We start from the raw sequence: 20,787 nt of genomic DNA on the forward strand, positions 1-20,787 counted from the left end.
AGCAGGTGTTCGGTGGGTCAGCCGACGGGGGTGGCCGACGCGGTGTGGGTGGTCGCATTCGGGGCGCCGGGCAGCAGCTGGTGGATCTGCTGGGTGATCCATCGCTGGTAGGCGTGGAGATCGGTGTAGATGGCGGCGCTGCCGCAGAACTCGGCGATGGTGCGGGAGGCCGCGCCGAGCAGGTACCAGTCGTCGCCGTGGCGCTGCAGCAGCCCGGATCCGGAGTCGCCGTTGCAGACACCACCGCCGGTCGGCGGGACCCCGGCGCACAGCTCCCCGGCGCCGATCCCGCCCGGGGCGCACGTGGCCGCGCGCAGGAGCGGGACGTCGAGCTGGCTGAGCCCGGCCGGTGCGGGACCGGTCCAAGCGGCGGGGTCGGTGGTGATGCCCCAGCCGATCATCCGCGCGGGCCGCCACATCCACGCCGCAGCGATGCGGGCCGGGCGGACGCCGTCGACGTGGCCGTGGACGCGGATGAGGGAGACGTCCCAGATCTTGCCTTCGTCGTCTGGCAGCCCCCAGGCCCAGTGCGGCGGGACGACGATCTTGGCGCCGGTGCGGACGACACCGCCCAGCAGCCGGTTGGACGACCCGAACCGCGCGTGATAGATCGCGGGATCGCTGCGGTCGATGGTCGGGTCACGCAGGTCGGTGCGGAAGCTGACGAAAATCTTCTTCGCCGCGGGGGTCATCCGCGCTTGCTCGGCGGGGCTGGGGGTCTTGCTGAGGCAGTGGCTGGCCGATGCCGCGACCGCCGCGGGTTCGCCGGTCTCGTCGTAGCCCTGGGCGAGCAGGGTGACCCCGCACGAGTGCCAGTCCGGGTCGCCGTGGTCGAGCAGCTGCAGGGACCCGGCGCCGGCGTAGGCGATGGGTGCGGGGTCGCCGCCGATGATCCGCGGGGACGCGGTGGCGGTCGGTGTTGGGGGTGTTGTCGTGCTGTCGGCGGTGGCGGCGGAGCCGCCGAGCAGCATCGGCAGCAGCGCCAAGGCTGCGAGGACGGTGTTTCTGAGACGCACGAGCAGTAATTCCTTTCATCGTAGAGGGTTCTCGCCGCAGCTGCGGGTGGCGGCGGGCCGTGTGGGTGCCTGGCCGCGCAGGGGTACGGCGTGCAGGTGGTGCCGTCGGGCAGGTGTCCCGAGGCGTCGATGAGGGATGCGGTCTAGGCTTTGCCACTGCCACAACGGATATCGGTCATCGAGACGTCAGGGTTTCCTTTCCGGGGAGGTCGCAGTCGTGTGCGGTTGTCCCCGGCGGCACGTCGTGGGTCGGGGCTTCTGTGGGCCCGCGGTACTCGTGGTAGCGGCCATGTGGTTCTGCCGTGCCGCATAGGGCGAGAGTTCGAGACGGAGCCACAACATGCGGTCGGCGGCGGTCTCCTCCCGGCTGCCGCTTCTGATCGCGTCACGGTGGTCGGCGACGGCCTGTGTCAGCGTCTGTAGCGCGGTCGCCATCCGGTTGAGGGTGTCGTGCTGATTGATGCGGCGTACCCGGTCTTCGAGCTCGCCGCGGCGAGCTCGGGCGCAGTTGGCGAAGTGGACGGTCCGCGATTTCCACTCCTCGTACACGGCTACGGCTTGGTGGTAGTCCGGGCGGGGACCGCGGAACGCGCGGAGGACGGCTTTGCGTTTGGTGAACGCGACTTCCACTTGTTTGATCAGCTGGCCGAGTACCCGATAGGTCTGGCGCAGACGATCGTCGCCGGTGGTCATCGCTTGCCACCGCGCCGGATCTGGGCGGTTGATCTCTGCGCCTACTGCCTCGATGGCGGCTTGGTCGTCGTCGACGGTGTAGGGAAGTTGCATAGCGGAATCAGCTCAGCTGGATGCCGCAGGAGTCGTTGGCGCACCACGTTGTCCCGGTCGCCTTGTCGCACTCGGTCTGGCTGTGTTTACACTTCGCCTGTTCCTGAATGAGGATATTTCCGCCCTTTTTGACCAGTTCGTCGTAGCTGATCTCGCCTTTCTCGTGCTGTTCCTCCAGTTTGGCGTACTTCTCGACGTCGGTGGGGCGACGGAACAGGGACACGAGAAATCCTTTTTGTCGCAGTAATTTCTGTCGGCGGTAGGTGAGGTCCGGGGCGAACGGTGTCCTCGCGGTGTTAACCCCTGTATTCGTGCGAGGGCGGCGGCTCCGGATCCCTGACCGCCCGCGGTGTCGGGGCGGGTACGACCCGGAAGTCAGGTGTGTGTCGGCCGCCATGGGGGTTCCGGCAGGGTGTCGTCCGGTTCGGGTTTCTGGGTGAGGACCGCGGCGGTGAAGTTGCCGCATACCGGTGGGTTCGCGGGTGGTCCGTCGGGGTACCAGGTGAACGCCGGGGCGATCCCGGGCGGCAGCGGCGTCGTGCCGCGGATCATCGCCTCGATTTGAGCCTGGGTGGCCAGGCTTCCAGTGCCAGCAACGTTGTACTGCAGGGCGGCTTCGAACTCGCGGGCCTGGGCGGCGAGATCGGGGTGTTCAGGCAGAAACAGGTGTGTCATGGCCAGGAACGCGCAATCGGGAAGCCGCCCGAGGTGGGCCTGCACGACGTCGGCGACGTCGGCGCGGCTGCCGCCATGAAACGACATCACTCCGCCCAGCAGCAGCGCCACGTGGTCGTAGTCGGAGGAGACCAGCCCCGGGTTTTCGCTGCCGGTGTTGTAGAGGGTGTCCCACATCGCGGCGGGGTCCCACGGGTCGGCATCAACGACGTAGACGCCGCTATCGGCGTGGGCGAGGGGGCGCAGCTGCGCGAGGACCAGCGGGTCGCGCTCGACGTAGATCACGCTTGCGCGGGTGGTGAATTGTTCGCGGTTGCGGGTGGCTGCTTCCCGGCGGCGGACGACTGAGTGCAGGTCGTGGTCGCTGGCGATGTTAGGCAGGCCGGCGCCGGCGACCACGAGGCTGGTGACGCCTTGGCAGGCGGCGAGGTAGGCGGCTGCGCGGTCGAGAAAGTCCCGTTCGGACCGGAAGATAAATCCCGCGTCCGGCATGGACGCAGCGAGCTTGCGGGCGGCATCGCGTTCGTTGTGGTGGGCGAACTTGTCGCACGGCTTGAACCGGCCGTCGCTGTTTTGTGCTTCGCGGAAGGCGTCGTAGAGGTAGGCGAGGTTGATCCGGTGCTGGTCGACGCCGCAGGGCCGCCACCACCACGGTGCACGATCGGCTTCGGACTGAGGAGTGGACGGGTTCTGGTATGTCGCTTCTGTTGATGTCATAGGTGTACCGGTGCTTCGGTGGTCAGCAGGATGGTCAGGTGCGCGATGCTCAGGCGGCAGCTGTCTGCCATCGCCGCGAGGGTGTCGGTAGTCAGGCCGCGAATCGGTGACCCCCCGGCGTAAAGGATGTCTTGTGCCCACTGGGCTACGGGACGGAGCTCGTCGTGCTGGGTGGCGGCCAGGGCGGTGAGGTCCACGGGGAGGTCGGGGTCCCAGCCGATGCGGCGCTCAGCCCGTGCCAGCAGCCCTGAGGGCCGCAGCTGATAGAGCCTGGCGGCTGTACCGAGCTGGCGCAGGGACATCGAGCGGGTGGCTTTCTCCCACGTAATCAGCGTTCGCACCGTCGGCCGGCCGTCGGACCACGCGGCGAGTGCAGGGCGGGACCAGCCGCGGTTCTCCCGTTGCTGCTGTAGTTCTGCGCCTACGGCGTGGGCTAGTTCGCCGGTGTCGGTCGTGGTCATCGGGATCGTCCAAGGCCTGTTGCAGGGGGTGGATGGTGTGGGGTGCGTCGGGATCACGGGTGGGCCAGTGCCGTATCCGCGCGGTCGGGGTGCGCGAGTCGAGGTAGTCGTGCAGCGGCCGCGGGCGGGCGGTGCTCCACCAGTAGGTCTGCGGGCGGGCGCCGTCGGTCACGGGCATGGCGGCCCCGGATGCCTGGTCGCGTTCTCGGCGGTGCAGGCGGTCGCGTCGCTGCATTGAGGTTTCTCACAGGTGACTGCGGCGGAGGTGGCGCGGTAGTGCGGGTTGCGTGACTGTGCCGCTGCGATCACGTCGCGGCGGGAGTCGGCGGAGCTGCATGCGGGTGCGCACACGCCGGTGGCGTCGAACGTGGGGCCGTGGAGGGCGTGGATGCGTGGGTGGTTGGTGGAGGGTGATCGCAGGACGGTCGCGGTCGGCCGGCTGGATGAGTGCACAGATCGCCCGTCACGGGAGCATCGGTGTTCGGCCTGCTCGCGGCTTGCGTTGTTGTTCACCGGTGTTCATCGCCCGGATGCCCGGTGCCGTTCTCGGCGTCGGTGGCGTGGTGCTGCCCGAGCGGGTTGATGTCGGCGATCGCTGTCGGGGACAGTCCGGCGGAGATGCGGTACAGCTGCGTGGCGGTCTGGGCGCAGTCCTCGGCGAACGCTCCGACTTCCCGGGCCACCGCGTCCGCGCTCACCGGGTTGCCCGCTATCCGCTCGGCGAGACGCAGCGTGGTTTGCAACTCCCGGACCGCTTCCTCCGCGACGGCGCGCGGGTCATCGGTAGCCGGCTCGCGACGGGCGTAGGCGTGCATGATGACCCGTGCTCCGACCCCGATCAGGTCATGGCCGAGTTTCCGGTAGGACGTCCAGTCGTGCTGGTCACGTTCGGCGTAGGCCAGTCGCATCAGCGCGTCGGTGTAGGCGTCGGTGATCAGGGCGAGCAGTGTGATCGGCGGCGTGCCTGGCTTGTCGAACACGGGCGGTCGCTGTTGGGCGTCAGTCATCGGTGTGGTCCAGCGGTCTGGTTGGCGGTTCGTCAGGATCAGGCGGCGTCTCGGCGTGCTCGTCGGGCGCCAACCGGCGAGAAGCTGCGTGCATGGCGTCCACAAGACGCTGGTACATCGAGGCTGCGTGGGTTGCGGGGATGAGGTTCTGGTGTCCCCAGCCCTGCAGCCATGCGGTCATCCACGCCTGGGCGTACTTGAGTGCGCGCGCCTCGTCCGAGCTTGCGCGGACCGTTCGCAGCGCACCGTCGATGGCTGCTGCGACGTCGTGGAGCTTCTGGCGAGCCTTCTCCTCGGCCTCTGGGTTGTGCCAGTCGATGTCGGGCAGTGCGACGAGCTCTCGTTGTGCGCGGGCGATGGCGAGCTGCCGTCGCGCGCGTCGCCGCGCCCAGAGGGACTTCATGGCGTCCACATCCGCGGAGCGGAGCCAATCACAAGGCGGGGCGCGAGCGGGGAACTGGGAGCGGGCAGGTCGACGAGCTGGTGCAGGACGTCGAGGGCATGCCCGTCGCGTTCCCAGACCTTCCCGCCGGCGTGGTCCACGCGGAGGGCGGCGGCATCGGTTTCGCTTTTGACGCAGAGTGCGTCGACGTAGCCGTCCACGTCCCACGTGAACGAGCCTGTGAACCGCTCCAGGAGGCCGTCGGCGCCAAAGACGGGGAGATATTCCCAGCGGCGTTTCAGCAGGGTCGTGAACGGCTCGATGGCCGGCTCCTCCCAGAGGAACGCGAACGGGCTCGTGATGGGCGTGGTCATCGCCGATCACGTCCCGAGCGGTGAAGCCGCGCACCGCGGGGAGCAGCGTTCCGCCTGCCCTTCACGGGCGCCTGCTGCTTTCGGCCGGTGGCCCATTGCTGGGTCAGCCCGACGGTGAAAGCGATGGCGAACAGGGCGGCGAAAGTGATCGGCAGCAGCGTTGCCAGCGATTCAAAGTCCACTGTCATCCTGTGCTCCTCGCCTTCGTGGCACGCTTACAGCAGCGAGGCCGGTCGCCGTGACCATGACTGATCGGGAATCCAGCGCTGCACTGCTTTGCCGACCGCCCGAAGGACGCGGCTGGGCCTGGGCTGACCTCGCTCAATCGCTGGGGGATACTTCGGCGCAACTCGCGGGTAATTCGCTGATGGACAGGCAGGTTGCCAGCATTGAACGAGTGGTCACTCGATAGAGGAGAGTCTCTCCCCGAATCAGCTGCTGCGGCTGCCACCAGTTCCGTCTGGTGCACCCCTACGCCCGCACCCCAGCCGGCGACCTGGTGATGGGACCTGTTTTCGATTTCGTCACCCCTCCGGTCCCGCTGCCGATGGCGCACGGATGACTGGTGACCGGCATGCTCGCGTCGGTGGGCCGTACAGTTGGTCGACGTGTCGGCGTACGCCGGGTCGAGTAGCTGAAGCGCCGGGTCATCGAGCTTCACCAACATGACAACTCGGTCGCCGGAGGTGCTCCGAACGCGTTGCGTTGTGCTCCTGACCAGCACGTTGGCCCCTTTGGCGCCGTAGCCAGTGCCGGAGATGCGTACGTCGCCAAACTCGCCCACGGTTGCGAAGCTGGTGGCGGATTCTGAGCGTGATGGCGCGGAGAGGACGGTTTCATCGTCGGGCCGGATGTCAGCAGACTGCCGGTCGCCCTGGTTGCCTCCGTGGACGGAAGGCATCTGATCGTTACGCGCCGTCACGTGTGTGACGCTAAGTGCGACGGACGGCGGCGAGGGACAATAAAGGGACAACGCCGTACGCTGGTGGTAAGCAGCAGCAAACGGGAACAAACGAGAGCAGGTGACACCCATGGCCGTGACCGAACTATCCGGTGACAACGTCGGCGACCGCCTGAAGGCTGCCCGCAAGCTGGCTGGCATGACGCAGCAACAGCTCTCGCAGTCGACGCACTTCTCGGTGTCCCTGATCAAGAAAGTTGAGCAGGGCAGCGTGCCTCCATCGGCCGCCTTTGTCGCCAACGCAGCCAAGGCGCTCGGCCTGCGTACGGCCACTCTGTATGGCTTGGAAAAGGTGATCGACGAACCAAGTCCCGAAGCCGCTGGCGTCGCTGACCTTCGGAGGGCGCTCGACGCCTACGACGATCCCCAGCCCGAGGGGGAACCGCTCGATCTGGCGACGATCACCGCCAGGCTTGCTGCGGCCTCCGACAAGGTGTTGGGGCTTAACCACGTCGCGGTCGCCCAGCAGTTGCCCGCCTTGCTGCACCACCTGTACGTTCTTGCTGACCAACCCGGCCACGAGGGCGAGCTCGCACGAGGCGCGCTGCACGACGCTTACCGCATGGCCGCCACTGTGAGCGGCCGGTTCCGTCAAGCCGACCTGGCCGCAATCGCGTCGGAGCGGCACGTTCAGATTGCCGACCGCACCGGCGACCCACTGCGCATCGCGATTAGCGCGTACCACCGAAGTACCCGTTACCTGCAGCATGGCGAGTACCGCGCCGGACTCCGCTTACTTGACCGTGCTCGCCAGCACGTCGCTACTAGCGCCGTCGACCGCGCCGTCGCAGTCCAGCTGGACCTTCGATCATCGATCCTCGCAGCACGCGCCGGCGACGGAGCAGAGGCCGACGGATACCTGGATGAGGCACGCGCGATCGCGAAGGAATTTCAGCCGCCCGCGGTGCCGTACTACGGCGTTGATGCGAGCGAGACGAACATCACGGTGCACTGGTGCGCGGCTCCGGTCGAGCACTACGACGGCGCGGAAGCGGTCCGTCGAGCCTCATCCGTCCGCGTGACAGATCCACGACGTCCGGAACGCGTGGGGCACCACCACATTGATATGGCGCGCGCGTGGATGCTGCACGGCGACCGGGGGCAAGCGCTCGAGGAGCTCAACGCCGCTCGCCGAGTTGCTCCGAACGCGACCCGCTACCATCCCTCAGTCCGTGAGACCGTGCTTGCTCTCGCGGCCGCCGATCGTCAGACCACTGACTCTCTGGCCGGATTCGCTCGCTGGTCTGGCGTGCAGCTGTAGTTTCAGCGCATCGAGCAGGCCGTTGCGACTTTGACTCGCGCTAACGACCTGGCTGCGGGAGTCAGCTCGTACGCCCGGCAGTCCGCATCCAGGCAGTGGCCCGTCAGCTGACGCGGTACCGATCGACGCCATCAGTAGGCGAGCTGCTGACCAAGCTGGGTGCCTAAGCCTCGGCGCTCGTCGACTCCTCGACCCATTGCAGGTAGCCGGCGGAGCCGCGCACAAGCTCGACGGCGGTCACCTCGGGTTTGTTCCATGGGTGCTGCTCGACGATGTGCGCTTCGAGTTCGGCGTAGCGGGTGTCGGTGGTCTTGAACGTCACGTTCCACTCTTCGCCCTCGCCCTGCTCGCCGAGGTGCCAGAAGAACGACGCTACAGGGCCGGTGACCTGCGCGGTTGCGGCCAAGCGCGCGGCCACCGCCGATCCGGCGATCTTCGCGCCGGACGCGCGGTCGGGAGTGGTCGTGGTCACAAGGAGGTAAGCAGCCATACAACCAGCCTAGAGATGGATCGCGTTGGCGGGCACGCGCTGCGATCAGACAATGGAGTTGCCTTGACGAATTAGTGAGTTTTCGCGCTCGATTGCTCAATTCGTTCAAATATTTCGGTGTCTGTCTCCTTCTGCCAATCCGGCAGCTGGTCCCAGTCGGCAATATAGGCTGGTTTCGGCTCGGGTATGTGTTTGTAGATCTGGCCGGTCCAGCACAGGCTGACGAATCGGCCTTTCTGTTCGCGGGTCAGCTTTGCTGCCGCGCCGGCGGTTACTTCGATGAAGGCGGCCACCTGGTCGTAGACCGCTGCGGCACTCTGGCGTTCCCAGACGGGGGTCTCTTCCCAGGGTGTGATGTAGCTGGGTTTGGGTTCGCCGGGGTAGTGCTTGGTGACGCCCGCGATCCAGGCTTCGCGGAAGATGCGGCCGTGCTCTTCGGACAACGAGAACTCCCTCTCAGACGGGGACGGTCTTGAGTCGGCTGATTTCCTGCTCAAGGTGGCGGACGTGGGTATCGGCACGAAACGGTGCCAGCTGCGGGCGTAGCGCGGCGAGCTTGCGGCCGACGTACCCAGCTGATCCGGTCTGCCGGGCGACGTCGAGTGCGGCGTTGCCGTAGGTGACGAGCTGGTGGGTGTCGCGTCGCTGTGCGCCGATCGTGGCCAAGTCCGTCAGGACACTGCCTCGCCGACGAGGAGAAAGGTCCCGGTAGAGGGCGTTGGTCAAGGTGGCTTCGGCGAGGTCCGGGCGTCCGAGTTCGACGTAGCAGGCGCCGCGCTCCTCGGCCAGGCGGGAGCCTTCGAAGCGCAACCAGCCGCCGGTGTGCACCGGACCATCGAGGTTGGCGACGTCCTCGGCCTTGGCGAGTGCACGCTCGCAGGCGGCCAGGTCGCCGAGACCGGCATGTGCTTGTGCCTGGACGGCGGCTACCCAGTGCCGGGTGGACAGCCGCGAATTGCCGCGCAGGGCCACCGTGGCGGCGCCGGCGAGCAGCGGTGCGGCTTGTTCGAACTGGCGCTCGTAGACGCCGATGAAGGCGTGCCGGGTCATCGCGCAGGCCAACAGATCGTAGGCGTTGGCCTCTTTGGCGGCGCTGACGGCGAGGGCATAGCACTGGGCGGCGTCGGTGTACTGGTCGCCGTCGAAGAAGATTTCGCCGCTGAGCTGGAAGAGATCAGCGGTTGCCGTGCAGAGCTTGTGCCGCACGGCGGAGGTTTGCGGGTGCTGGAGTGCGGTTTTGAGGATGCCGAGCTGCGTGCGCACGGCGGGCAGGGTTGTCTGTTTGGACGTGGTGCGGGAGAACACCTGCCATAGTTGAGTGTTCAATCGCTCGTGTTCGGCCGCTGCCGCCAGGTCGGTCCGGCCGATCGCGGCGGCGTGCTCGAGGCGCTCCAGGTCGACTTGCTCGTCGAGTCCGGGGACGGCCAGCAGCGCCCCGGTCATGGAGATCAGCCGCAGGAGCTCGCGACGGTTCATGGCGTCCACCGGTCTTGCCTGCTGTGCGGCCTCAGCCGACTCAGGTGCGGCATGGCGATCGGGCTGCGAGGCACCCGGAACGTCGAACCACAGCAGTGCGGTCGGAATTCGGAGAACACGTGCCCACTGTATGAGCTTGGCGAGGTCTTGGGTCGGCGCGCCGTTCTCGATGCGGCTGAGCTGCGTCTGCATGAGGCCGACCCAGCCGGCGACCACCCTCTGCGGCAGCGGCTGCCGATGCCAGGGATTGCGCCGGTAGGCGTGGACGACCCGGCCCATGTGCCGAGCGGACAACGCGTCCCGCAGCTCTTCGGTGTCCCAGAAGCTCGGCGGCACTTCTGGCGCGCTGACCAGGGTGTTCAGCGACCTCCGACGACACGGGTCGCACAGCGACCTGGGATTGTCCTGAGCCAGGCGCGCACCACAGCGGCAGTAGCGGGCGGTGCGGGAAACGCTCATCTCGCAGGACCTCAACATAGGTCGGCTGACTGTCGGTATGACGGCGATCACTGTATGCGCTCCGGGGCGTAGCGGCTATGCATCGGACGCATACCCATCACGCAGGTCTCGTCATGATCTTCGCCCGCGCCGTGGCCCAGGCTGGTCAGCAGGCACCCCCGGCGGCCGGTTGTACCGCTTGCACCAGGCGACGCCGGACGTCCCCACCGCGGCGCGGTCCCGCTTCGCCCGTGTTCGACGTGGTCCCGGCCGCCGGGGTGCCTCCAGAGCCCATGAGGAAACGGGACGACATGACCACCACTCGCGTTATCCACCACACCCGGCGGCTGGCGGCGCCAGTCCCGGCGGTCCGGCGCGGTCGTCGTGGGCAGCCACCCGAACGTCTGACCGCACCACGAGAGCCTGAGCCTGTCCAGTTGTACTCGATGATCATTGTGGCCCTGCAGCGGCACGGGCCTGGTGCGAGCGGCCACGGCCAGTGTGGGCACGCGTGGCCGTGTGCCCCGGCAATTCAGGCGCACCGGCTGCGAGAGGGCTTCTGATGCTCTCGCAGCCTTGGTGGGACGGCGCCGCTGTCCGACCCCACGCTCAAAACCTGCCCGATCCTGACGCAGTTCCGAGCCCGCTGGCATCTGTTTCGTGCCCGTCGGCGGATCGCGTGGACGGATGGTCACGGTGAGCGAGTTCGTCGTCGGCTACGCGGTAGCTGTCGCAGTCACGATGGCGATCTTGACGGTCGCGACGCTGCTCGGACGTGCCGCGCGGGCAAACCTCAAGCGCTTGACCTTCTCGACTCGCAGCCGTCATGCATCGTCCGCTGTGACGGAGCCGGCGATGGTGTTCGTCCAGCGCATCGGTGACAAAACCACGTCAATCCACCGGCACCGCGCCACGCCCGTGAGGGCGGGCCGATGAGACGCACCTGGGCCCAGAGGGCGCGATCACCTCCCGCGAGAATGTCCCGACCCGAAGCGAGAAAGGCCGAACGTGGCGTATCCGACCATGATGCTCGACCACCCCGGATGGCTCCGCGGAACCGGCGGCCGGGCACGGCGCGTCCTCCGTTCGGCCAACGCTGTCTGGTCAGTGATCTGCTCGCCTGCGCCCGAGGGCGGTCATACCGTCGACATCGCTCGCCTGGCCGGCAGCACCGACAGCGCACCGATCGTGGACACGATCGACCCGACGAACCTGACCGGCGACCCGACCGTGTGCGCTCCGCTGCAGGCCGACGGCCCGATCGCGCGCGTACGGACCGCAGACGTGTGGGAAGCGCTCGGCACCGCGATCACCCGACAGGTGATCAAGGCCGCGACAGCGAGGGACAACTACCGCCGATTCTGCGAGACCCACGGCCAGCGGTACGACACCGGCGCCGGCCTGGCGTGGTCGTTTCCCGCACCCGAGGTGGTGCTTGAACTGCCTGATGAGGCGTTCGATGCCCTGCGCATGAAGTTCTTCCGTGACGGTCTGCGCACCGCCGCCGACGCAGCGCTCACAGCAGCCAGCGACTGGGCCGACATGACCGGCGACCAACTCGTCGACGCGGTGCAGAGCATTCGCCGGATCGGCCCATGGACGGCTGGCGCGACGGTCGCCGACGTCACCAACGACTACAGCCTCTATCCCTTCGCCGACCTCGCCGTGCGCACCTGGGCGGGCAAGCTCGCCCCTTCGGTCGACTGGCCGAAACCCGAACCTGAGTTCGGGCGGGTGTGGCAAGCGATGGCCGGCGCGCAGTTGTCCGAATGGACGCTGCTCACCCTCGCTTGGGGAGTTCGACATGCAACGGGAGTTGCCCTCTGACCTGATCGCCGGTGCCGACCTGACGCGCGGGATCGATGCCCTGTTCGTCAACGCGCCGTTGCGCGACTACGACGAGCGCCCGCGGGTGAACGACTTCACATTGCCGGTGCTCGGCATGGCCTACATCGCCACCTACGCGGCCGCGAAAGGCTTCAACGTCGGCGTGCTCGACGCCGAGGCACACGGGCTCGGCGTCGAACAGACCGCCCGCCTGGTGAACGCGGCCGCGCCGCGGTGGGTCGGGTTCAACCTGCTGGCCCCGACGTACGAAATCAGTGCCCGGATCGCCGAGCGGCTCGACCGCGACATCATGCTCATGCTCGGCGGGCACCAGGCGAAAGCGATGCCGGCCGAAATCCTGCGCGACCATCGGATGAGCCAGTGCGAAGCGCTGGTGATCGGCGAAGGCGAAACACGCGTCGCGGCCCTGCTCAACGACCACGGACGACGGACCGAGCTGCCCGGGGTGATGTGGCTCGACCCGATCATGCACACCCCGGTCACGGGCGGGATGGGGGCGAAGAACGGGCACTACCTCGCACCGGACATCAACGGCTTGCCGTTCGTCGACCGCGGCTACCTGGCGCAGGACCCGCACCACGACGCCGGCCGGCTCGAGGCGAACATGGTCGGCGCCCGCGGCTGCCCCTACGACTGCTCGTTCTGCGGCGCCGCCGTCTCGGCGAACCTCGATATCACCATCCGCACACGGGAGCCGCACAACATCCTCAGCGAAATGGACGAGCTTCGCGGCGCGGGTGTGAGCGCCTTCCGGTTCGTCGACGACCTGTTTCTCGGCGTCCCTCGCGTCATCAAGACGATGATGACGGCGTTCACCGCCGCCCAGGTCGGTGACTGGGCCCGGTGGGACGCCACGGGGCGAATCAACGTGCTGAACCGGACGAGCGACGCCATGCTCGACATCCTCGTCGCGAACGGGCTGCGCGAGGTCGCGCTCGGCGTCGAGTCTGGCAACGCACGGGTGCTCGAGCGGATCGACAAGCGCATCACCCCGGACATGGCGCGGTCGGTGGTGCGCCGGCTCGCCGAGCGGGGGATCAACGTAAAGGGGTATTTCATCGTCGGGTTTCCGACGGAGACGTGCGCCGAGATCGACGACACCGTGCGGCTCGTGCATGACCTGTGGGACATCACCGACGGCCTGCCCGGCCGGTTCCGTGCGTCGGCCTTCGAGTACCGCCCGTACCCGGGTACGCCCGACTGGGTTGAGCTGATGAAGTCCGGCCGATACACCGCCGAGCAGCTGCTCAACTACAGTGCCGTGGACCTCACCTCCGGCGGTGTCGACGAGTCGATGCGCGAGCGCGACGAGTTCAATTTCTCCGTCAACATCCAGTTGAGCGAGGCACCGATCGACTACGTCCGGCGCAGCCTGGTCACGCTTACCCGCGCGCAGTTCGACCGGAAGGCGGCCGCGTGAGGCGATGGAACCGCGGGGCGTTCGTCACCATCGACGGCCCGGCCGGCGTCGGCAAGACCACCACCACCCGCCTGCTGCGCGAGTACCTCGGCCGACGCGGGTATCAGGTGCACGCTACGACTCAGCCGTCGCACGGCGTGCTCGGCGAGACGGCTCGGCGCAACACCGACACATATCGCGGACACACGCTCGCCTGCCTGGTCGCCGCCGACCGATATCACCACCTCGAGCAGGAGGTGCGGCCGCACCTCGCCGCGGGGGCCATCGTCGTCTGCGACCGCTACGTCGCCTCGTCCTACGTGCTGCAATGCATGGACGGCGTACCGCTGCCATTCGTCGAGGCGATCAACGCGGCGGCCGACGTGCCCGACCTCGCCGTCATCTTGCAAGCACCGCCGGAGGTGACGGCGGCCCGAGTCGCCGCCCGGGGCGCGCACGACCGGTTCCACACCGGGGAGGACAGCAGCCGGCGCGAGTGCGAGCTGTACGAGAAGGCTGCGGAGCGGCTAGCGCGGTGGCGGTATCCCGTGCTCGCCGTGGACACCGCCGGTGCCTCACCGGCGGCGGTCGCGAGCTACCTCACGGATCGAATCGCCGAGTTGGTGGAGGGTCCCGCCGCCGAGGTGGCCACGGCGTAGCCTGCCTGCGAGCCCGCCGGCGCGGGCGGGCTCGCAGGTTCAGCGCCCGCCACCCGTGAGGATCTCGCCGGATGCCCAACGGCCAGCACACCATCATTGACGTGCACGTTCTGCTCGTTCGCGGCGATGATCTACTGCTCATCCAGCGCCGCGGACCGTATGGCGATGGTAAGTGGCACCTCCCATCCGGCAAGCTCGACGCCAACGAGTCCCTGCCTGCCGGTGCGGCGCGCGAGGGTGGCGAAGAAGTAGGCGTGCTCATCGACCCGGCCGACCTGCGTTACGTGCACACGTTGCACGTCGCGGGATCCGGCCCAGTGCCGCGGCTCGGCGTGTTCTTCGAGGCTCGCCGTTGGTCCGGGGAGCCGTACAACCGCGAGCCCGACAAGTGCTCGGCCGTCGAATGGTTCCCGCTCGACAACCTGCCCGACGACGTGATCCCGTACCCGCTCGCCGGCATCCGCGGCTATCTCGACGGTGTCCCGTTCGGCCTGCTCGGCTGGGTCAACCACCCGCATTCCGTACTTGCTTGATCGGCTTCGCTAGCCGGTCGACGTTCACTGCCTGCGGAACCTGCCCGAAGTTCGTGAGATCCCGCTGCATCTGTTCGGGCTGGCCTCAGCAGACAGCGGCGCGGCAGAGACGCGCGAGGTGTTTGGCCGGTTACTGTCGGTGCAATAACCTCCGGCGGACAGGACGGTGACGAGGCGATGCGGCGACGACAGGTACTCGCAGGGCTGGTCGGCTTCTCGATCGCCGGCGCGCTGCCCGGCACCGCCCGCGCGGCCACCGGCGAGGAGTCGCTGGAAGCGCTATTGCTGGCGAAGTCGCAGCTGCCGGCCGCACCCGTGCCGCTGGCAACCCTGCAGCAGGCCCTGGCCCAGGCACAGGCGGCCTTCGAACGCTGCGAGTACAGCGAGCTCACCGGCGCGCTTCCCCGGCTGATTGCCGCCGCCCACGCCAGCCGCGACGCCGCCTCGGGCCAGCTACGGGACCGGATGTCGGCGACGCTGGCGCGGGCCTACCTGCTCGGCTCCGAGCTGGCGACCAAGGGGCACCGCGACACCGTCGCACGGGTCGCCGCCGACCGGTCCCACACCGCGGCCGAAGCCAGCGGGGACCTGCTGACGATCGCGGCGAGCTCGCGAGCCATGGCCATCGCGATGCGCCGCGACGCCCTCGGCGCGACCGAGCGTCTCGACCGCGAAGCCGGGCTGAACGGCGCGATCACCATGCTCACCAAGACCGCGCTCGACCTCGGCGCCGACCACGGCGATCCGCAGGCGCCGGTGCTGGCGACCTACGGGTCGTTGCTGTGCACCGCGAGCTACTCCGCCGCCCAGAACGGCAACACCGCTCAAGCCATCGGGCTCATCGAGGAAGCCGAAAACGCTGCACGGCGGCTACCCGGCACCGCAGGCGGGACCGGCAACGCCCAGTTCAGCACGACGACGGTCGCGGTCTACCGGATCGGCGTGCACACCGCCCTCGGTGACTTCGCTCGAGCTCTGAGCTATTTCGAGTCGGTGGACCCGGCCCGGCTGCCGACTGCCGAACGTCGGGCGCGTGCCTACGTCGACGGCGCGCGGGCATGGAAGGACCATGGCAACCTCGACCATGCTGCTGACGCCCTGACCGCAGCGTTCACCTGCGCACCTCAGGAACTCCAGCGGCCCTCGGTCAGAGGCTTGATCATCACTATGCGCGACGCTCCGGGCCGGACTCCCGCCGCCTTTCCGGTGCTGGCCGCTCACGCCGGTATCTGACCCAGCTGTGCCGACGGACTGGTAGCAAGCTCGCCCCGGAGGAGGACGACGTGCGCCGACGCAGCTTCTTAAAGGCCGGTGGCGTTGCCATCGGCGCCGCTGTCACCGGCGCCCCGGCCGCGGAGGCCGCGACGTCCACGTCCGCAGTGGGGCCGGACCCAGCCGTCGTGCTCACCGCCCGGCTGTCCGACGTCCTCATCGGCGCCCGGGCCGCGACAGGTCCGGCGTTGCCGACTGCCGGTCTGACCCGCGTACTCGCGGGGGCGCGTGCAGCGTTCGGCAGGTCTGACTTCCTGGCGCTGGCCGACCAGCTGCCGGCGTTGGTCCGCGCCGCCGAGGCTGTCCAGGACGCCAGCGCTACGGCCCAGGTGTACACGCTGGTCACCCGCGCGCTGGTCAAGCTCCGTCCTGCGGGACTGGAGTGGATCAGCGCCGACCGCGCCGTTCGGGCCGCGGAGGCAGCAGGTCAGCCGCTCATTCTCGCCGAAGCCGAGCGCATGCTCTCCGGAGTGTGCCGCCGCGCCGGGGACCACGATCGGGCCGGCGCCCTCGTTGTACAGGCAGCGGAGCGACTGACGCTCGATGGTCGGGACCCGCGCCATCTTTTGCTGCACGCCAGCTTGCTGTGCACCGGCGGATACTCCGCAGCCCGAGCGGGCGACGGCGCCCGAGCCCGAGACCTGCTGACGGAGGCCGCGGCGACCGCGAATCGGCTCGACGGTGTCGGGTCCGCGCGGGCGCGGGCGAACCTGTTGAGCCATCGCGTCTCAGTGGAGCAAGTGCTGGGTGAGCCGGGGGCTGCGCTGCAGCATGCTCGTGCGGCCCAGGGGGTGCGGTTCCCTGACGTCGAGCGGGAGGGGCGCTACTTGGTCGACTTGGCCGCGGTCCAGCTGCAGCTCGGTCAACACGGACCGGCGTACAGCACGTTGCTGGCCGCCGAACGCCGCGCGCCAGGCGAGGTGCACACGCGGGCAGCCGTCCGCACCATCGTCGATGCGCTGCTGGACCAGAATCGAGCAGCTGTGCCGGGAATCCGCGATCTCGCCGCCCGGGTCCATGTACCGGCCTAACCCCAGAGCCGGGCTGTCTGATCGAGTGTACCCGCTTCCGGTCCAGGCAGTGAGCCTGATCGAGCTGAACCAGGATCAGAAGCGGTACGAGTGGCGGGAGCTTGCGCGCGTGCCGCTGACCGCTGCGGGCACGGAGTAAATTAGTTGTTCCTGCGGTCTTGCCCGTGAGCGACCTAGACGACGTCGCCGACGCTGTGAGCGCGGGTATCGCGGCCATCGACACTGCCCGGCAGACGGCGCTACACGCGGCGCAGGGCTTCGCCGACACAGCCGCCACCGTGGCCCAGCAGACTGTCGGAAGCGCTATTGCCGACCTGCCGGGCGTGTACCTCCTGGCGGGGGCCGAGGTCGAGCGACAGGCGCAGGCCATCGGGGCGACCGCCGAAGGGCTCCGCAGGTATCTGGACCGCATCGGCAAGGGACAGAGCCCGACCGGAGCACAGGGCAACCCCCATACCCAGGGCAGACCGGACGGCGGCCGGCCTGGAGTGCACACCACAACGCCCGCGAGCACGGCACCCACCCCCGTGCCGGAAGCGCGAGTAGCCGCACTTAGACGAGCACTCCCGCCGCCCGTTCAGCCGCGAGACGGCACGAAAACACACGGCCAGTGGGTCGCCGGATCGGGCAACGGCCCCGCCGGACACATCAAGAGCGGGCGAGACGAAATGGAAACCGCCGCCGTCGAGTTCTTCACGAGCCAGGGTGCGCGCCGAATGCCGAACACCACTGCTGACGTTGAAGTGAAGCTCGCCGTTCACATGAGCAACAACGGCATCAAGCACGCGACAGTTGCCGTCAACAACCAGGTGTGCCAAGGGCCGTTCGGATGCGACACGCTGTTACCTAAAATCCTGCCCGAGGGCAGCACGCTCACGGTGTACGGAACCATGCCGGACGGCCAGCCGACCGGTTCGACCTACTTAGGCAGGCGGAAGACTTCATGATCGAAGCTTGGTACGAGCGCGACGCAGGCGCGACCAGGGTCACTACCCCGGCGGAACTTGACCGCGTTCTGGACGCCGTGGCCGCCACGGACGGGCCGACCCTCGCCGAGCTATTCACCGACGGAGACCCGGAAAAATCTTGGCTTGAAGTGGGCTTGCACGGGGACTGGGCGAGCCTGCGCTACGTCGGCGACGACGCGCCGAACGGGGCGTATTCGAAAGGCGGCACGTTCGCACCTTCGATCGACGGGGAGGTTCTGTACTACTACATGAACAACCCCCGGGAGTACCCGGCGGATGCCGAGATCCCCGTAGAGGTGGCTAGGAAGGCCGCTCACGAGTTCCTGGCGTCGGGCGGCGCTCGTCCCTCTCAGGTGGCCTGGACGGAGCAAGACGGTCCCCTCTGACAGCTATTCGGGGTAGCCCGGCGGGACGGTGCGGTTGCTCCCGGCTGCGTCGGTGCTCGCCGTCAAGTGGGCAAGATAGTCACGAGGTACGGTCCACGGCCCGTCCGGTGAGCGTCCGGGCTGGTCTCTTGCGCGTTGGGCACCATGACGGTGACCGAGATGCACAGCAGGAGGATCTTCCCGTGGCTAGAATCGAAGCTGTCTTCTTCGATGTGGGTGAAGTGCTGGTCGACGAAACCCGTGAATACGGGACGTGGGCTGACTGGCTCGGCGTCCCGCGTCACACGTTCTCCGCAGTCTTTGGCGCCGTGATTGCTCAAGGTAAGGACTACCGAGAGACCTTCCAGGTTTTCAAGCCTGGGTTCGATCTGGCAGTGGAGCGAGAGCGACGTGCCGCCGCCGGGCAGCCTGAAAGCTTCGCTGAGGAGAACCTTTACAGCGACGTACGGCCGTGCCTACGCCAGCTGAAGGACTCCGGTATTCGAGTCGGCCTGGGTGGAAACCAAACCGCACGAGCAGAGGAGATCCTCAAAGAGCTGGCACTACCTGTCGACGTAATCGGTACCTCCGACGGTTGGGGCGTGGAGAAGCCGTCATCCGGATTCTTCGATCGGGTTATCGAAGAGGCCGGAGTCGCAGCCAGTTCGGTCTTGTACGTCGGCGATCGGCTGGACAACGACGTCCGTCCTGCGCAGGAGGCCGGCATTCTGACCGCGCGCGTCCGGCGTGGACCGTGGGGTCACATCCTCGACATGCCTGAGGTTGACCGGCATTGCCTCTTCCACCTGTCCGGATTGGCGGAGCTGCCCGCACGAGTCGCCGCCCACAACGCTGAGAACAGTTAATCAAGTTTCGCTGACCGGACTGTCAATCAAGGCCATGACTCGCTCGTCCAACTCGGCAACGAAAGGTGTGCCGGTGAGAGCTGCACGAACGGCGGGCACCCGCCGCAGCGCCGCGCCATACGGAAACTGACCGACTAGATCACATGCCTGCCGAACGGTGTCGAGGGCGCGGTCGCCATCTGCCAAGGTTGGCACGGAGGATTCGCCAGGGCGTTGACCCGGACTCCACTCGGCCGAGATGGCCTGCTCGGTGCTCTGCTCGCCAGTGTCGGTCGCCAGGATTGGCCGGGGCGACCAATGAGTGCGCGCTGGGCGGCGGAGTAGCGGTCCGGCGACATCGGTGTCATGCATCCTCAAACGCCCCGTCGACGGCGACCGGAAAGCCGGACGCCATGCCCTCCGGCCCTTGAACCTGTCCGCCGACCACGTCGGCTTGACGGCGCGATAGTTACGACCGGCATACTGAAGATCGCTGTCTGTCACCGATTGCTGACACCGCACAAGCCTGGGAGGCACGTATCTCTTGAACGTAGAAAACACCACGCGAGCACAGGAACTCCGCAACAACCTGGTCGACAAGCTCATCGACGGACGCATAGCGCGGGGTCTGACGCTGCCCGCCGAGGCCGAACGGGCGCTGCGAACCGTGCCGCGTGAACTGTTCATCCCCGGCGTCTCGCTGGAGGAGGCGTACGGGAACACCGCGGTGGTCACCAAGCGGCGCGAGGACGGCGTGAACATCAGCTCGGTGTCCGCGCCGCACCTCATCGCAGACATGCTTGGGCAAGCCACCGGCCGCCATATCCTCGAGATCGGCAGTGGCGGGTACAACGCGGCGCTGCTGCGCGAGATTGCCGGGCCGGACGGGTCGGTCACCACCGTGGACATCGACCCGGACGTCACCGACCGGGCACGGGAATGCCTGGACGCGGCGGGCTACCACGATGTCACGGTCGTGTGCGCCGACGCCGAGTTCGAGATCGAGCCCGGCCGCCGCTACGACCTGATCACCGTGACCGTCGGGGCGTGGGACATTCCGCCGGCCTGGTTCAGCCAGCTGACCGACGACGGAACCCTCGTCGTCCCGCTGCGCACGCTGGGCATGACCCGCTCCTGGACGCTGCAGCGCACCGGGGACCACCTGGTCAGCCGCAGCAATCTCTCGTGCGGATTCGTGCCGATGCGGGGCGCCGGTGCCAGCAAAGGTCGGGAAGTCCCGCTTGGAGACGGCGTCAACCTGTGGCTCACCGACGAGCGCCAGGACGTCGACGGCGCCCTCGTGCAGGGCGTGTTCTCCTCACCGCGTCACCACGCACGCTCAGGCGTGATCGTCACCTGCGGCCGGCACTCGTCCGATCTCGACCTGTGGCTGGCCAGCCACCTGTCCGGATTCGCTGTGATGATTGCCCAGACCAGCGCCGTCGAGAGCGGTCTGGTCGATCCGTCCTGGCAATACGGGACTCCCGCCGCGGTGCACGAGGCGACGCTGGCCTACCGGGGCAGACTCCGCAAGGTCGCCGACGCAGAATTCGAGTACGTCGCCTACGCCCACGGGCCGGACGGTGCGCGAGCGGCCGAGGAGATGGCCGAGCAGATGCGGGCTTGGGATCGGGCCGGGCGCCCGGCTCCGATTCTGCACGTCTTCCCGATCGGCACGCCCGACACCGAGCTGCCGGAAGGACTGGTGCTCGACAAGCGCCACAGCCGCGTGGTGTTCACGTGGCCGACTCAGTAGCGATCCTCTCGGGAACACGTCCCTGTCAACGATATCGCGGCAGGGAAGCAAGGAAATCCCTCTGGAG

24 protein-coding genes are annotated in these 20,787 nt (G+C 67.9%); 12 read left to right on the plus strand and 12 right to left on the minus strand.

Annotated features, from left to right (window positions below; translation table 11 throughout):
- Positions 1–17: 17 nt before the first annotated feature.
- The 9 genes from ACIQWX_RS13915 to ACIQWX_RS13955 all read right to left on the minus strand — a co-directional run bounded on the left by ACIQWX_RS13915 (position 18) and on the right by ACIQWX_RS13955 (position 5,606).
- Positions 18–1,016 carry a S1 family peptidase gene (locus ACIQWX_RS13915; RefSeq protein WP_400869227.1) on the minus strand — a complete coding sequence of 333 codons (999 nt, stop codon included), beginning with the start codon at positions 1,014–1,016 and terminating at the stop codon, positions 18–20.
- A 186-nt stretch (positions 1,017–1,202) separates the two neighbouring features.
- Entirely contained in the window at positions 1,203–1,802 is a 600-nt protein-coding gene (locus ACIQWX_RS13920; RefSeq protein WP_400869229.1) for a hypothetical protein, read from the minus strand.
- 7 nt (positions 1,803–1,809) lie between these two features.
- Positions 1,810–2,025 carry a hypothetical protein gene (locus ACIQWX_RS13925; protein ID WP_400869231.1) on the minus strand — a complete coding sequence of 72 codons (216 nt, stop codon included), beginning with the start codon at positions 2,023–2,025 and terminating at the stop codon, positions 1,810–1,812.
- A 152-nt stretch (positions 2,026–2,177) separates the two neighbouring features.
- Positions 2,178–3,194, minus strand: coding sequence for an SAM-dependent methyltransferase (locus ACIQWX_RS13930; protein WP_400869233.1), 1,017 nt, complete (start codon positions 3,192–3,194; stop codon positions 2,178–2,180).
- Positions 3,191–3,655, minus strand: coding sequence for a hypothetical protein (locus ACIQWX_RS13935; protein ID WP_400869235.1), 465 nt, complete (start codon positions 3,653–3,655; stop codon positions 3,191–3,193). The genes ACIQWX_RS13930 and ACIQWX_RS13935 overlap by 4 nt, the downstream gene beginning before the upstream one ends.
- 509 nt (positions 3,656–4,164) lie before the next feature.
- Positions 4,165–4,635: a hypothetical protein gene (locus ACIQWX_RS13940; protein ID WP_400869237.1), complete on the minus strand. Its 471-nt coding sequence runs from the start codon at positions 4,633–4,635 to the stop codon at positions 4,165–4,167.
- A gap of 19 nt (positions 4,636–4,654) precedes the next feature.
- Positions 4,655–5,065 (minus strand): hypothetical protein, encoded by a 411-nt coding sequence (locus ACIQWX_RS13945; protein WP_400869239.1) that lies wholly within the window; start codon positions 5,063–5,065, stop codon positions 4,655–4,657.
- Positions 5,062–5,418: a hypothetical protein gene (locus ACIQWX_RS13950; protein WP_400869241.1), complete on the minus strand. Its 357-nt coding sequence runs from the start codon at positions 5,416–5,418 to the stop codon at positions 5,062–5,064. Before ACIQWX_RS13950 ends, ACIQWX_RS13945 begins: the two co-directional genes overlap by 4 nt.
- Positions 5,415–5,606 carry a hypothetical protein gene (locus ACIQWX_RS13955; protein ID WP_400869243.1) on the minus strand — a complete coding sequence of 64 codons (192 nt, stop codon included), beginning with the start codon at positions 5,604–5,606 and terminating at the stop codon, positions 5,415–5,417. The genes ACIQWX_RS13950 and ACIQWX_RS13955 overlap by 4 nt, the downstream gene beginning before the upstream one ends.
- 843 nt (positions 5,607–6,449) lie before the next feature.
- Between ACIQWX_RS13955 and ACIQWX_RS13960 the strand changes: the two genes are divergently transcribed.
- Positions 6,450–7,640 (plus strand): multiprotein-bridging factor 1 family protein, encoded by a 1,191-nt coding sequence (locus tag ACIQWX_RS13960; protein ID WP_400869245.1) that lies wholly within the window; start codon positions 6,450–6,452, stop codon positions 7,638–7,640.
- A gap of 163 nt (positions 7,641–7,803) precedes the next feature.
- Here ACIQWX_RS13960 and cutA read toward each other — a convergent pair whose 3' ends face one another.
- The 3 genes from cutA to ACIQWX_RS13975 all read right to left on the minus strand — a co-directional run bounded on the left by cutA (position 7,804) and on the right by ACIQWX_RS13975 (position 10,065).
- The gene (gene cutA / locus ACIQWX_RS13965) at positions 7,804–8,130 is read right to left on the minus strand and encodes a divalent-cation tolerance protein CutA (protein WP_400869247.1); all 327 of its coding nucleotides are present in this window, start codon (positions 8,128–8,130) and stop codon (positions 7,804–7,806) included.
- A 71-nt stretch (positions 8,131–8,201) separates the two neighbouring features.
- Entirely contained in the window at positions 8,202–8,573 is a 372-nt protein-coding gene (locus ACIQWX_RS13970; RefSeq protein WP_400869249.1) for a hypothetical protein, read from the minus strand.
- A 13-nt stretch (positions 8,574–8,586) separates the two neighbouring features.
- Complete coding sequence (locus ACIQWX_RS13975) at positions 8,587–10,065, minus strand: transcriptional regulator (protein ID WP_400869251.1); 1,479 nt, start codon at positions 10,063–10,065, stop codon at positions 8,587–8,589.
- A 675-nt stretch (positions 10,066–10,740) separates the two neighbouring features.
- Here ACIQWX_RS13975 and ACIQWX_RS13980 point away from each other — a divergent pair.
- The 11 genes from ACIQWX_RS13980 to fxlM all read left to right on the plus strand — a co-directional run bounded on the left by ACIQWX_RS13980 (position 10,741) and on the right by fxlM (position 20,720).
- Entirely contained in the window at positions 10,741–10,980 is a 240-nt protein-coding gene (locus tag ACIQWX_RS13980; protein WP_400869253.1) for a hypothetical protein, read from the plus strand.
- Positions 10,981–11,052: 72 nt separating this feature from the next.
- Entirely contained in the window at positions 11,053–11,871 is an 819-nt protein-coding gene (locus ACIQWX_RS13985; RefSeq protein WP_400869255.1) for a hypothetical protein, read from the plus strand.
- A complete protein-coding gene (locus tag ACIQWX_RS13990; protein ID WP_400869257.1) occupies positions 11,849–13,312 on the plus strand; it encodes a B12-binding domain-containing radical SAM protein in 1,464 nt (487 codons plus the stop codon). Before ACIQWX_RS13985 ends, ACIQWX_RS13990 begins: the two co-directional genes overlap by 23 nt.
- On the plus strand, positions 13,309–13,950 hold the full coding sequence (tmk, locus tag ACIQWX_RS13995; RefSeq protein ID WP_400869259.1) for a dTMP kinase: 642 nt from the start codon (positions 13,309–13,311) through the stop codon (positions 13,948–13,950). Before ACIQWX_RS13990 ends, tmk begins: the two co-directional genes overlap by 4 nt.
- Positions 13,951–14,021: 71 nt before the next feature.
- Positions 14,022–14,483 carry an NUDIX domain-containing protein gene (locus ACIQWX_RS14000; RefSeq protein WP_400869261.1) on the plus strand — a complete coding sequence of 154 codons (462 nt, stop codon included), beginning with the start codon at positions 14,022–14,024 and terminating at the stop codon, positions 14,481–14,483.
- A gap of 177 nt (positions 14,484–14,660) precedes the next feature.
- On the plus strand, positions 14,661–15,716 hold the full coding sequence (locus tag ACIQWX_RS14005; RefSeq protein WP_400869263.1) for an XRE family transcriptional regulator: 1,056 nt from the start codon (positions 14,661–14,663) through the stop codon (positions 15,714–15,716).
- 50 nt (positions 15,717–15,766) lie between these two features.
- Positions 15,767–16,786 carry a twin-arginine translocation signal domain-containing protein gene (locus tag ACIQWX_RS14010; protein ID WP_400869265.1) on the plus strand — a complete coding sequence of 340 codons (1,020 nt, stop codon included), beginning with the start codon at positions 15,767–15,769 and terminating at the stop codon, positions 16,784–16,786.
- A gap of 164 nt (positions 16,787–16,950) precedes the next feature.
- A complete protein-coding gene (locus ACIQWX_RS14015) occupies positions 16,951–17,733 on the plus strand; it encodes a DddA-like double-stranded DNA deaminase toxin (protein WP_400869267.1) in 783 nt (260 codons plus the stop codon).
- Positions 17,730–18,140 carry an Imm1 family immunity protein gene (locus ACIQWX_RS14020; protein WP_400869268.1) on the plus strand — a complete coding sequence of 137 codons (411 nt, stop codon included), beginning with the start codon at positions 17,730–17,732 and terminating at the stop codon, positions 18,138–18,140. The genes ACIQWX_RS14015 and ACIQWX_RS14020 overlap by 4 nt, the downstream gene beginning before the upstream one ends.
- A 182-nt stretch (positions 18,141–18,322) precedes the next feature.
- Positions 18,323–18,985, plus strand: a complete 663-nt coding sequence (locus ACIQWX_RS14025; protein ID WP_400869270.1) for an HAD family hydrolase — start codon at positions 18,323–18,325, stop codon at positions 18,983–18,985.
- Positions 18,986–19,508: 523 nt separating this feature from the next.
- Positions 19,509–20,720 carry a methyltransferase, FxLD system gene (fxlM, locus tag ACIQWX_RS14030; protein WP_400869272.1) on the plus strand — a complete coding sequence of 404 codons (1,212 nt, stop codon included), beginning with the start codon at positions 19,509–19,511 and terminating at the stop codon, positions 20,718–20,720.
- Positions 20,721–20,787 lie beyond the last annotated feature (67 nt).

Origin of the sequence: Amycolatopsis sp. NPDC098790, from assembly GCF_044759945.1 — a bacterium.
Classification (GTDB): Bacteria; Actinomycetota; Actinomycetes; order Mycobacteriales; family Pseudonocardiaceae; genus Amycolatopsis.